This window comes from Modestobacter sp. SSW1-42 (genome assembly GCF_046635825.1).
GTDB lineage: Bacteria > Actinomycetota > Actinomycetes > Mycobacteriales > Geodermatophilaceae > Modestobacter.
This window is the reverse complement of the sequence record NZ_JBISCA010000003.1, coordinates 1-12,036: the sequence shown is the minus strand read 5'-3', so window position 1 is coordinate 12,036 and position 12,036 is coordinate 1. Positions and strand designations below refer to the sequence as shown.

Annotated in this window: 11 protein-coding genes and 2 rRNA genes; 3 read left to right on the top strand and 10 right to left on the bottom strand. The window is 77.2% G+C overall.

Annotation, left to right across the window (positions count from 1 at the left end):
* The first annotated feature begins 69 nt into the window (after positions 1–69).
* A complete protein-coding gene (locus ACGBYP_RS10350; RefSeq protein ID WP_411583737.1) occupies positions 70–927 on the top strand; it encodes a helix-turn-helix domain-containing protein in 858 nt (285 codons plus the stop codon).
* A 218-nt stretch (positions 928–1,145) separates the two neighbouring features.
* On the opposite strand, the gene recN is transcribed toward ACGBYP_RS10350, so the two are convergent.
* The 4 genes from recN to ACGBYP_RS10330 are packed head-to-tail and all read right to left on the bottom strand — an operon-like array spanning position 1,146 to position 5,182.
* Positions 1,146–2,960: a DNA repair protein RecN gene (recN, locus tag ACGBYP_RS10345; RefSeq protein WP_411583735.1), complete on the bottom strand. Its 1,815-nt coding sequence runs from the start codon at positions 2,958–2,960 to the stop codon at positions 1,146–1,148.
* Positions 2,935–3,990: an NAD kinase gene (locus ACGBYP_RS10340; RefSeq protein ID WP_411583733.1), complete on the bottom strand. Its 1,056-nt coding sequence runs from the start codon at positions 3,988–3,990 to the stop codon at positions 2,935–2,937. The genes recN and ACGBYP_RS10340 overlap by 26 nt, the downstream gene beginning before the upstream one ends.
* Complete coding sequence (locus ACGBYP_RS10335; RefSeq protein WP_411583731.1) at positions 3,987–4,784, bottom strand: TlyA family RNA methyltransferase; 798 nt, start codon at positions 4,782–4,784, stop codon at positions 3,987–3,989. The genes ACGBYP_RS10340 and ACGBYP_RS10335 overlap by 4 nt, the downstream gene beginning before the upstream one ends.
* Positions 4,784–5,182: a hypothetical protein gene (locus tag ACGBYP_RS10330; RefSeq protein ID WP_411583729.1), complete on the bottom strand. Its 399-nt coding sequence runs from the start codon at positions 5,180–5,182 to the stop codon at positions 4,784–4,786. The genes ACGBYP_RS10335 and ACGBYP_RS10330 overlap by 1 nt, the downstream gene beginning before the upstream one ends.
* 305 nt (positions 5,183–5,487) lie before the next feature.
* On the opposite strand from ACGBYP_RS10330, the gene ACGBYP_RS10325 reads away from it, so the two are divergent.
* Positions 5,488–5,805, top strand: a complete 318-nt coding sequence (locus ACGBYP_RS10325; RefSeq protein WP_411583728.1) for a sterol-binding protein — start codon at positions 5,488–5,490, stop codon at positions 5,803–5,805.
* 59 nt (positions 5,806–5,864) lie between these two features.
* Here the strand turns inward: ACGBYP_RS10325 and ACGBYP_RS10320 are convergent, their stop codons facing one another.
* Positions 5,865–6,938, bottom strand: coding sequence for an HAD-IIA family hydrolase (locus tag ACGBYP_RS10320; RefSeq protein WP_411583726.1), 1,074 nt, complete (start codon positions 6,936–6,938; stop codon positions 5,865–5,867).
* Positions 6,939–6,978: 40 nt separating this feature from the next.
* Positions 6,979–7,380, bottom strand: a complete 402-nt coding sequence (locus tag ACGBYP_RS10315; RefSeq protein WP_411583724.1) for a tetratricopeptide repeat protein — start codon at positions 7,378–7,380, stop codon at positions 6,979–6,981.
* Between the two features lie 90 nt (positions 7,381–7,470).
* Here ACGBYP_RS10315 and ACGBYP_RS10310 point away from each other — a divergent pair, with 90 nt between their 5' ends.
* A complete protein-coding gene (locus ACGBYP_RS10310) occupies positions 7,471–8,781 on the top strand; it encodes a DUF1015 domain-containing protein (protein WP_411583722.1) in 1,311 nt (436 codons plus the stop codon).
* Positions 8,782–8,785: 4 nt separating this feature from the next.
* Here ACGBYP_RS10310 and ACGBYP_RS10305 read toward each other — a convergent pair whose 3' ends face one another.
* The 4 genes from ACGBYP_RS10305 to ACGBYP_RS10290 all read right to left on the bottom strand — a co-directional run.
* Positions 8,786–9,145, bottom strand: coding sequence for a single-stranded DNA-binding protein (locus tag ACGBYP_RS10305; RefSeq protein WP_411583720.1), 360 nt, complete (start codon positions 9,143–9,145; stop codon positions 8,786–8,788).
* Positions 9,146–9,230: 85 nt separating this feature from the next.
* Positions 9,231–10,166 (bottom strand): hypothetical protein, encoded by a 936-nt coding sequence (locus tag ACGBYP_RS10300; protein WP_411583718.1) that lies wholly within the window; start codon positions 10,164–10,166, stop codon positions 9,231–9,233.
* Between the two features lie 1,515 nt (positions 10,167–11,681).
* A 5S ribosomal RNA gene (rrf, locus tag ACGBYP_RS10295) occupies positions 11,682–11,798 on the bottom strand.
* Between the two features lie 131 nt (positions 11,799–11,929).
* Positions 11,930–12,036, bottom strand: a 23S ribosomal RNA gene (locus tag ACGBYP_RS10290); the annotation flags it as partial.

Here is a 12,036-nt window from a genome sequence, read left to right as displayed (position 1 = left end):
GCCGAGGCACCGGACGGCGCGGCGCCGCCCGCCCCGGCGCCCACGGAGGCCACCGGGACCGCCGCGGCGGTGGTCGAGCTGCGCTCCCGCCCGCCGGTCCCCGACCCCGCGGGCGTCGCAGAGCAGGCCGTCGAGCCGAACACCACGGCCCCGCAGCCGGACGACGTCGCTGCCCCGACCGACCCGGCCGACGTGGGCGTGGACGTCGACCCCGCGTCCGCCGACGCCCTGCCCTCGGACGCCGCGCCCGCCGACGCCCCAGGACCCGGACGCCGGGCCCGACGCCGGGAGCGGCGCGGCCCGAACCTGCGCGAGCAGCGCCGTCAGCGCACCCGCGAGGCCATCGTCGACGCGGCGGCCGAGCTGTTCGTCGAGCGCGGCTTCGACGCGGTCAGCGTCAGCGAGATCGCCCAGCGCGCCGGGGTTGTGGAGAAGACGGTCTTCAACCACTTCCCGGTCAAGGAGGGGCTGGTCTTCGAGACCGACCCGCCGATGCGCGCCGCGCTGCTCGACGCCGTCCGCCGCCGCCCGGCCGGGGAGTCCGTCGCCGCGGCCGCCGGTGGCTTCGTCGTCGCCGCGGTGAGCCAGCTGGGCTCCCCCGCCGCTGCCGAGGGCATGGCCGAGATGACCCGGGTCATCCGCGGCAGCCGCACCCTGCAGGGGCGGGAGCGGGAGATCATCGGCGCGCTGACCGACGCGCTGGCCGAGCAGATCACCCTGGAGACGAGGGCGGCCCCGGGCGAGCTCGAGCCGTGGCTGGCGGCCAACGCGGTACTGGGGCTGTACTCCTCGCTGCTGGAGCTGGCCCGCGACCGGGTGCTCGCCGGGGCGTCCGGGCCGGCGCTGGTGTCCGAGCTGCGCACCCGTGGCCAGCGCGGGCTCGCGCTGCTGCAGTTCGGCCTCGCCGGCTACGCCAAGCGCCGCTAGCGGGAGACCCCTCGCCGCTCGCCTCGCGAACTCGGCGTGTGGGCCGGGCGAGGGGTCGGCCGACGCCCCCCCCCCCGCAGCACCACGACCGGCGGGCTCGCCGGACCTGCGGCCAAGCCGCTCCGCTGGGTCGAACCGCGTGCCTATGAGGTTCGGCCCGGCCGTCCCCGGCTCGACCCCGGCTCGACCCGGCCGGCACCGGGTCCCCGGGGGGCGGGCTACGGGCGCTCGGCGGCGACGGCGAGCAGCTCGCGGGCGTGCGCCTGCCCGGTGTCGCTGTCGGCCAGGCCGGAGAGCATCCGGGCCAGCTCGCGCACCCGGTCCTCCCCGCGCACGGCCCGGATGTCGGTGGCGGTCACGCCCTGCGCGGTGTCCGGGGACTTGTCGACCACCAGGTGGGTGTCGGCGAAGGCGGCGACCTGCGCCAGGTGGGTGACCACCACGACCTGGTGCTCGGCGGCCAGCCGGGCCAGCCGCCGGCCGATCTCCCCGGCCGCGGAGCCACCGACCCCGGCGTCCACCTCGTCGAAGACCATGACCGGCACCGGGTCGGCGCCGGCGAAGACCACCTCGATGGCCAGCATCACCCGGGAGAGCTCACCGCCGGAGGCGCCCTTGTGCACCGGGCGGGTCGGCGCGCCGGGGTGCGGCGACATCAGCAGCACCACCTCGTCGACCCCCTCGGGGCCGGGGTGCTCGGGGTCGCTGTCGATCTGGAAGGACACCTGCGCGTTCTTCATCGCGAGCCCGGCGAGCTCGGCGCCTACCTCGGCGGCGAACCCGGCGGCCGCGGCCTGCCGGCCGGCGGTGACCTGTACCGACAGGGCGTCGAGCTCGGCCCGGGCGGCGTCCCGCTGGACCTGCAGGGCCTCGAGCGCCTCGTCGGAGACGTCGAGCTGCGAGAGCCGGGACTCCGCGTCCGCCGCCCACGCCAGCACCCCGGCCAGCCCCTCGCCGGGGTCGGCGTACTTGCGCACCAGCGCGGTGATCGCCGCCCGGCGGTCGAGCACCTCGGCCAGCCGCGCGGGGTCGGCGTCCAGGTCGGCCACGTACCCGGCGAGCTGGACGGCGACGTCGCTGACCACGGCGACGGCGTCGGCGAGGTCGCGGGCCAGCAGGACCAGCGCCGGGTCGTCGGAGCCGGCCAGCGCCCGCTCGGCGACGGCGAGCGCGGTGGACGCGTCGGCCTCGGCGTCCCCGCCACCCAGGTCACCGGTGACGTCGCCGACCAGCGCGAAGCGGGCCGCGTCGGCGGCCGACCGCAGCGCGTCGGCGTCGCCGAGCCGGCGGGCCTGGGCGTCCAGCGCGTCGTCCTCGCCCTCCTCGGGCGCCACCGCGGCGATCTCCTCCAGGCCGTGCCGCAGGACGTCGGCGGTCTGGGCCAGCTCCCGGGCCTGGCTGCGGCGGTGGTCGAGGTCCTCGGCCAGCGCCCGCCACGCGGCGTACGCGGTGCGGTGCTGCTCGAGCAGGGCCAGGTGGGCGGCTCCGGCGTAGCGGTCGAGTGCGCGGCGCTGCTCGGCCGGCCGGGTCAGCCGTAGCTGGTCGGTCTGCCCGTGCACGGCCACCAGCTGCTCGGCCAGCTCGGACACCACGCCGACCGGGACGCTGCGCCCGCCCAGGTGGGCGCGCGACCTGCCCTCGGCGCTGAACGTGCGGGCCAGGATGAGGCTGCCGTCCTCGTCGGGCTCGGCACCGGCCTCGGCCGCGCGCGCCCACACCGGCGAGTCGCTGGGCAGCACCAACCGCCCCTCGACCCCGGCCCGCACCCCGGCGCGGACCCGGCCCTGGTCGGCGCGTCCACCGAAGAGCAGGGTCAGGCCGGTGACCACCATGGTCTTGCCGGCGCCGGTCTCCCCGGTGACCACGGTCAGGCCCGGGCCCAGCTCCAGGGTGACGTCGTCGATCGAGCCGAGCCCGTGCAGGTGCAGCTCGGACAGGGCCCCGTTGCGGGGCGCACGGTCGGTGAGTGGGGCGGCCGGGGCCGGCGCCGTCCGGGCCGGGGTCCGCTCAGGCCGTGCGGTGCGGGTGGCCACCGTCTGCCTCCTGGGTCGGGGCATCGCCGTCGGCAGGGGTGCCGGCGGTGGCGATGCCGCGGGTGAGCACGTTGTGGGTGAAGACCGGGGCCTCGTGGCCGGGGCCGTGCGAGCGGGCGTCGCGGAAGCCGCGCACCGGCAGCCCGAACTTGGCCACCAGCTTGTCGCTGAAGGTGGTCGGGTTGACCCGGGCGATGCGCACGGGACGGGCGGACCGGCGGACCTCGACCCGGCCGCCGTCGGGCACGTCGACGACGCGGCGGCTGTCGGCCGACACCCGGGCCCGGTTGCCGTCGGCCGGGACGGCGACGGTGAGCACCGAGGACGGCGAGGCGACCAGCGGCCGGGCGAAGAGGGCGTGGGCGTTGGTGGGCACCACGAGCAGGGCGTCGACGTCGGGCCACACGACCGGACCGCCGGCGGAGAACGCGTAGGCGGTGGAGCCGGTGGGGGTGGCGCAGAGGATGCCGTCGCAGCCGAAGCTGGTCAGCGGGCGGCCGTCGACCTCCAGGACGACGTCGAGCACCCGGGTGCGCTCGACCTTCTCGATCGAGACCTCGTTCATCGCCCAGGTGTCGCCGACCTGCCGGCCGTCGGCGTCGAACACGGCGGCGTCGAGGGTGAGTCGCTCCTCCACCTGGTACTCGCGGCGCTCGACGGCGCCGATCATCTCGTCGACGCCGTCGGGCTCGGTCTCGGCGAGGAAGCCGACCCGGCCCAGGTTGACCCCGGTGATGGCGGCATCGCTGCCGTGGGCCATCTCCGCGGCGCGCAGGAAGGTGCCGTCACCGCCGAGGACCAGCACCAGCTCGACGTCCTGGGCCGCGCCGGGCCCGAACGGGCAGACCTCCGCACCGGCGACGTCCAGGTCCTCGGCCTCGTCCTCCAGCAGCCGGACGACGATGCCCGCCCGGGTCAGCCGGGCCGCGGCGGACCGGGCGAGGTCGACGATGTCGGCCCGTCCGGTGTGCACGGCCAGCAGGACGCGGCGGGTGGTCTGACCGGCCGGAGCGACGGTGCTCTGGGTCACGGTGGTCCTTCCTGAACTGCTCGGTCGATGTCGGCCTGCTCCGGTGGCGGTGCGTCGCGGCGCAGCCAGAGGAAGAACTCCACGTTGCCGGCGGGGCCCGGCAGCGGGCTGGCCACGACACCGGCGGTGCCCCAGCCGAGGTCGGCGGCGGCGCGCGCCACGGTCAGCACCGCGTCGGCCCGGTGCCCGAGGTCGCGGACGACGCCGCCGGCGCCGATCCGCTCGCGCCCCACCTCGAACTGGGGCTTGACCATGGGCAGGAGGTCGGCGTCCGGGCGCGCGCAGCCGGTGAGGGCGGGCAGCACCAACCGCAGCGAGATGAAGGACAGGTCGGCGACCACCAGGTCGACCGGCCCGCCGATGGCGTCGGGGGTCAGCTCGCGGACGTTGGTGCGCTCGTGCACCGCGACCCGCTCGTCGGTGCGCAGCGACCAGGCGAGCTCGCCGTAGCCGACGTCGACGGCGACGACCTCACCGGCGCCGCGGCTGAGCAGCACCTCGGTGAACCCGCCGGTGGACGCGCCGGCGTCCAGCGCCCGCCGGCCCTCGACCGCGACCGGGAAGGCCTCCAGGGCGCCGAGCAGCTTGTGCGCACCCCGGGACACCCAGCTGGGCTGGTCGGGGTCGGTCCGGACGACGACGGGGGCGCCGGCCTCCACGCCGGTGGCGGGCTTGGTCGCGGCCTGCCCGCCCACGGTGACCCGGCCCTCGGCGATCAGGGTGACGGCGTGCTCGCGGGAGCGGGCCAGTCCGCGGCGGACGAGTTCGGCGTCGAGCCGACTGCGGCGGGCCATCAGAGCTGGTCGATGGTGGCCAGCTCGCGCTGCAGCCGGTCGTGCTCGGCCTCGAACACCGCGACGTGCTCGGACACCGGCCGCTGCGCCAGCCCGGCGAACGCCGAGGCGCCGGCCGACACGGCGGGAGCACCCGGGACGGCGGGAGCACCCGGGACCGCGGCCGGGCGCGCGGCGGTGGGCACCGGGGCTGTGGGCACCGGGGTCTGGGGCACCGGGGCCTGGGGCACCGAGGCCTGGGGCACCGAGGCCTGGGGCACCGAGGCCTGGGGCACCGAGGCCTGGGGCACCGAGGCCTGGGGCACCGAGGCCTGGGGCACCGAGGCCTGGGGCACCGAGGCTTGGGGCACTGCGGCGACCGGGCCGGGGACCGGGCGGCGCTGGTCGGGCTGGCTCACGCGGTCCTCCTCTGCTCGTCGTTGCGCAGACGGCCCACCGCGGTCGGGCGGGCACGGCCGCCGGGGGCGGCGCGCCCCGAGGTTACCGGCCGGGACCGACGGGCGGCGGTGGGCGACCGGGACGGTGGACACAACTCCCCGCCGACCTCCCGACCTCCGCGGTGTGCAGGCGGCGCCGGTAGCGTCCCGCCCCGGACCATGCGGCCGGACTCCCGGCCGTGGCGGCACCGCCGGACCCTCCGGCCGGGCCGACCCGGTCCCCTGCTCGAGGAGGAACACCGCACGTGGCCACGCTGGAGCAGTGCATGACCGCCCTGGACGGCTTCGTCGGGAAGCTGGCCGCAGCCGAGGGCGCCCGCGACCTCGACCGCACGGTGTCCTGCCGGCTGACCGACCTCGGCCAGGTGGTGGCCGGCCGGCTCGCCCTGGGGTCGGTGCACGACATGACCGCGGTGCCGGACTCCCCCGCGGTGCCCAAGGCCGACATCCGGCTGACCATGAGCAGCGACGACCTGCTCGCGCTGACCTCCGGTGAGCTGGCCTTCGCCCCCGCCTGGGCCACCGGCCGGGTGAAGCTCGAGGCCGGTCTGCGCGACATGCTGCGGCTGCGCTCGCTGCTCTGACCCGCCCGGCCGCCGGCCGACCCGACGAGCCCGGCCGAGGGCCGGACCCGCCCGGCCGGTCAGTCGGCGCCCAGCCGCCAGCCGCGCAGCGCCTCGGCGGCCGCGGCGTCCCCGCTGCGCACCGTGGCCGGCTCCCCCGCGTCTGGATGCAGCGCCCAGTGCGCGACGGCCAGGGCCCGCAGACCGTCCAGACCGTCGGCCGGTCCGCCGTCCGCCCCGCTGCCGCGCAGGGTCAGGACCCCGTCGGCCTCGGTGGCCAGCCATCCGCGGCAGCTCCAGCCGCCCTCGACCGGGGTGACCGCGGGGTGATCGGTGAGCAGCCCGGCGGCGTCGGGGGCGAGCAGGTCGGGCCGGTGGACGGGTCCGGCGGCCAGCAGGTCGGCGGGCGTGGCGACACCGGTGAGCACCAGCAGGCTGTCGGCGCCGGCGCGCCGCGCCCCCTCGATGTCGGTGTCGAGCCGGTCGCCGACGACCAGCGGCCGGGCGGCACGGGTGCGCCGGACGCACTCGGCGTGCATCGCCGGGTCGGGTTTGCCGGTGACCAGCGGCTGCTGACCGGTGACCGCGCTGACCACACCGACCAGCGCACCGTTGCCCGGCAGCACCCCGCGCGGCGACGGGATGGTCGCGTCGGTGTTGGTCGCCACGTGTCGTGCCCCGCCCCGGACGGCAACGACCGCCTCGGCCAGCTGCGCCCAGCTCACCGCCGGCCCGTACCCCTGGACGACGGCGGCCGGGGACTCCTCGGCGCGCTCGACGACGGTCAGCCCGGCGGCGGTCAGTGCCGCAGTGACCCCGGGCCCCCCGACCGCCAGCACCCGCCCGCCCGGGCCGACGAGGTCGGCCACCACGGACGCCGCCGCCTGGGAGCTGGTGATGACGTCGGCGGGCTGCGCCGGGACACCGAGCTCGGTGAGGTGGGTGGCGACCTGCTCGGGCGTGCGCGCGGCGTTGTTGGTGACGAACCCCAGCCGCATGCCGGTGGTGCGGGCGTCGGCGAGCGCCGCGGGCACACCGGGCACGGCGGCCGGGCCGACGTAGACGACGCCGTCGAGGTCGAGCAACGCCACGTCGTGGGTGGTGGCGGGCGGCGCGGCGCTGCCGGCCGCGAGCGGCGGCCGGTCGCCGGTCACCGCCGGACCCCCGGGGTGACGGTGGACGGGTGGGTGCAGGTCATGGGAGCTCCTCCGCCAGGCCGCGGCGGGCCCGGACCCCGCGCAGCGCGCGGGCGTAGTGGTCGAGGTCGGGGCGCATGGCCACGGCCAGGGCGAGGTGCTCGGCGGCCAGTTCCAGCTCGCCGGCCCGGCTGGCGGCCAGGCCGAGCCCGAACTGGGCGTAGTCGTCGGTGGGGTTGGCGGCGATGAGGTGGGTGAAGCTGTCGATGGCGTCGCGGTAGCGGCCGGCGTCGTACTGTGCCCGGGCCAGCGCCTCGCGCGCACTCCGGGAGGTGGGCTCGGCGGTGACGGCCCGCTCGAGCAGGGTGGCGGCCGCGGCCGGATTGCGGTCGCCCAGCAGCTGCAGACCCCGCTGGTACCACTCGTAGACCCCGCCGTCGGGCTGTCCTGGGTCGACCAACGCCGCTCCTCCCTGGCGCGCCGGCGGCGGGTGCCGCCGCGGCCGACGCCGCCGCGGGGCGGGTGCCGACGCGCTCCTACGATCGAGTACGTGCCCTCGACGTCGGCGGATGCCCCGCCTCCTGACGAAGCGGGCCTCGACGTCCGGCCGTTCCGTGCCCTGCTGTACCGCGACCACGCTGCCGGACACCTGGCGCGGGTGAGCTCGCCGGCCTACGACCTGGTGACCGCGGCGGGCCGCGAGCGTCTGGCCGCGGCCGATCCGCACAACATCGTCCGCCTGATCCTGCCGCACGTCGACCCGGCCGGAGCCCCCGAGGGCACCCGCGCCGGCCGGGACCGCGCCTCGGCCACGGTCGCGGCCCGGACCCTGGGCGCGTGGCTGGACGCGGGGGTGCTCGTGCGCGACGAGGCCCCGGCGCTCTGGCGGTACGAGATGAGCGCACCGGGCAGCGCGCCGACGACGGGGTGGCTGGGGGCGGTCACCGTGCCGCCGGCGGGCTCGACGGCGGTGCTCCCGCACGAGGACACGTTCGCCCCCGCCGTCGCCGGGCGCACGGCCCTGCTGGCCGCCACGCACACCGACCTGGAGCCCATCGTGCTGGCGCACGACCCGGATGCCGAGGTCGCCGCGCTGACCCGCGAGGTCGCGGCCGGGACCCCGCCGACCCTCGAGGTCGCCGATCTCGACGGCGTCGTGCACCGGCTGTGGCGGGTGACCGACCCCGCGGTGCTCGACCGGCTGCCGAGGGCGCTGGCCGCCACCCGGGCCGTGATCGCCGACGGGCACCACCGTTTCGCCGCAGCCCGCGACCACCAGCAGGCCGTCGGGGGGCACGGCAGCGTGCTGGCGCTGCTCACCCCGATGGGCGCCGGCGGTCTGCGGCTGCAGGCGATCCACCGGGTCGTGCCCGACCTGGGCCTCGACGCCGCCCTGGCCGCGGCTGCGGCGGGCTTCCAGGTGCGGGACCTCTCCCCCGCCGACGGCGACCTCCGGCGGGGGGTCGACGGCTGGGCCGCGCAGCCCGGCGGGCCCGCGTTCCTGGTCACCGACGGGGTGCGCGTCGCCGAACTGTCGTCCCCGTCGCCGGAGATGCTCGCCGCCGTGCCCGCGGAGGCGCCGGCGGCCTGGCGCGGCCTCGACGTCGTCCTGGCCCACGCCGCGGTGCTGTCCCGGCTGTGGCGCCTGCCCGACGACCCGGCCTCGGTGCTCATCGCTCACGACGTCGCCGAGGCGCTGCGGTCGGCCCAGGAGCGCGCCGGTGTGGCGCTGCTGCTGCGCTCGCCGTCGCCGTCGGACGTCGCGGCGGTCGCCCGGGCCGGTGCCCGCATGCCCCGCAAGTCGACGCTGTTCGTGCCCAAGCCCCGCACGGGCCTGGTGCTGCGACCGCACGAGGACTGACCGGTCAGGCGGGCTGCGACGACGTCCGCTGACCGGCGCGGCTGACCTTGCGGCCGCGGCGGCAGTTGACCTCGTAGGCCACGGCGGTGCCGGTGGGGGTGCGCCAGAACCGGCGTTGCAGCGAGCCCTCGACCTCGACGACGTCCTCGGCGGTCCAGGCCGCGGCGTACCGCTGGAGCGCCGGCAGGTAGCTGACGCAGGTGATGACATCGGTCTTGGGCCCGCGCGGGCGCGGGCTGTCCCGGCGCACCACGAGCTTGAAGAGCAGCAGGGTGTCCCCGCTGGGCATCGGGCGGAGCTCCGGGGGCGCGCTCAGCCGTCCGCGGAGGACGACGTCGTTGCGGTCGATGACGGTCAGGCTCATGGGACGAGCCTCGCCGCCGGCCACCCCCACCGGCCAGCGCCGTCCGCGGTCTGTGGACGGCGCCGGCCGGTGTGGACGGAGCGGGTCAGTCCGTCGGGGGGTGCTGCTCCGTCGCCTGCTGGAAGAGCCGGCTGTGGTCCCGCTCCACGGGCGGCGGGGGCACCTCGCCCAGCAGCTCGGCGACCTCGGCCTCGATGTCGTCATCGGCGACGTCGTCGAGCGCGTCCTCGTCGACGTCGTCCTCGTCCTCGTCCTCGTCGAAGACCGTGGCCGGGGCACCGGTGGGCTCCTCGACCGAGGACCCGTCGGCGTCGGCCCCCACCAGTGCCTCGCCCTCGGTGTCGTCCTCGTCGTCGAACTCGTCGTCGGAGGCGAGCGCGTCGTCCTCCAGCTCGTCGTCGTCCTCGATGAAGTACTCGGAGACGCCGGTGAGGTCATCGGGGTCGGCGGCAGCGATGGCGCCGTACCACTCCATGGCCAGCTCCTCCTCACCGCGCGCGGCGAGCAGGTCGGCGTAGGCGGTGGCGAGCCGGAGCTGGCCCAGGCCGGGGCGGCCGAGACCGGCCGGGGTGGGCCGGCCACCGAGCGCAGCCTCGAGGATGAGCGCGGCGGCGGGCAGCTCACCCAGGTCCTGCCGCGCACCGGCCTCGACCAGCTGCAGCTCGACGAGCTCCTCGTCGTCCGGCTGCCCGTCGAAGGCCTCCGCCACGAGCCGCAGCGCGTTCTCCGGGCGGCCGAGCGCGCGCTCGCAGTCGGCGAGGACCGCCCGGTAGCTCTGGTCGCCGCTCATCCGCGCGTAGGCGCGCAGCTCGCGGGCCGCCTCGGCGAAGTCACCGGCGAGGTAGGCGGCGACGCCCACGGCCTCGCGGACCGGGCCGATGCGGGAGGCACGATCGCGCGCAGCCCGGGCGTGCTGCAGGGCGAGCTCGGGCTCGTCGTCGACCAGGCCGCCCGCTGCGGCGAGGTGCTTGGCCACCACCTCGGCGTTGCGGGCGTCCAGCCCACGCAGCGCCGAGCGCACCGCAGGGTCCAGCTCACGGGGGTCGGCCCACTCCGGGATCGGCGGACCGGAGGGGCGGCTGCCACCCTGCTCGTCCCCGGCGTCCGAGCGGCGCTCGGGACGGCGGTCCTGCCACGCCGGCAGGTCACCCGAGGAACGCCCACCCGAGGACGGGCGGTCCCCACCCGGACGGCGCTCCTGCGCTGCGGGCCGGTCCCCACCCGGACGACGGTCCTGCCAGGCCGGTCGGTCCCCACCGGCCGGTCGGTCGCCACCGGGGCGACGGTCCTGCCACGCCGGCCCTTCACCCGAGGGACGCCCACCCGAGGACGGACGGTCCCCACCGGGACGGCGGTCCTGCCACGCCGGCCGGTCACCTGACGGGCGGCCACCGGCAGGCCGGTCCCCACCAGGACGACGGTCCTGCCACGCGGGACGGTCCCCCGAGGGGCGCCCTCCGCCGGAACGGTCCTGACCGGGGCGGCTGTCCTGCCCCGGACGACGGTCCTGCCACGACGGGCGGTCACCCTGCGGACGGCCACCTCGCGGTGCGCGGTCTTGCCACGACGGGCGGTCACCCTGCGGACGGCCACCACCGGTCGGACGGTCTCCACCCGGGCGGCGGTCCTGCCACGACGGGCGGTCACCCTGCGGACGGCCACCAGCAGCAGGCCGGCCACCGCCCTGCGGTCGGTCGCCACGGGGCGCGCGGTCCTGCCACGAGGGGCGGTCACCGGAGGGGCGGCCACCGCTCGTGGGGCGGTCGCCACCGGGACGACGGTCCTGCCACGACGGGCGGTCACCGGAGGGGCGGCCACCGCTCGTGGGGCGGTCGCCACCGGGACGACGGTCCTGCCACGACGGGCGGTCACCGGAGGGGCGGCCGCCACCAGTGCGGTCACCGTTCGGCCGCCCGGCGCCGCCACGGTCGCCGGACGGACGCCCGCCACCCGAGGGCCGGCCGCCACCGCTGGGACGGTCCCCACCGGGGCGCCGGTCCTGCCACGAGGGGCGGTCACCGGAGGGGCGGCCACCGCGAGCCGGCCCGTCGGCCCGGGGACCGCGCGCCTGCGCATCACCGCGGGGGGCGCCGTCAGCCTGGGGACGACCCCGCTGCGGCCGTCCACCGGAAGGACGGGCACCCCACTCACCGCCGGCTGCACCGCCCCGAGCGCGATAGGCATCGTCACGTGACGATCCCGAGGAGCCACCAGCGCCTGCGCCGTACCCGGTCGGTCGGCTGCCTCGGTGACCGGCCGGACGTGCGGGCCGGCCGGCGCCGCCTTGACGCGGTGCGCCACCGCCGCCGCCGTTGTCGCCTCGGCCTCGATCGGAGCCTGCCGGCCCCCGTCGCGGAGAAGTCATGGTGTCTGCGTACCTCACTGATGAACGGCGCACGCCCAGCGGGGGCACCTGAACGGCATCGCAACCAGCTCCTCACCGCGCTGCGGGGAGCCTGGCCTGTCGACGAGAGCGGACAAACGCACGAAACGGGAGCCGGAGCAATGAGCTCCGACCCCCGTTTCGTTGAGTTGTGTCCGGCGGCGTCCTACTCTCCCACCCCGTCCCCGGGGCAGTACCATCGGCGCTGAAAGGCTTAGCTTCCGGGTTCGGAATGAGACCGGGCGTTTCCCTTTCGCCATGACCGCCGTAACGCTGTGAACTTGTCGGGCCCACCCCGCGCACTCACCACCCACGCAAGCGTGGGGGTGGACGTGGGGTGGGTTCCGTACGTTCAGAACCACACAGTGGACGCGAGACATCTCAAAAGGCTGGGTGTTGTGATGGTCAAGCCCTCGGCCTATTAGTACCGGTCAGCTCCACGACTTGCGCCGCTTCCACCTCCGGCCTATCAACCCGCTGGTCTGGGCGGGGGCCTTACCCGGTTGAC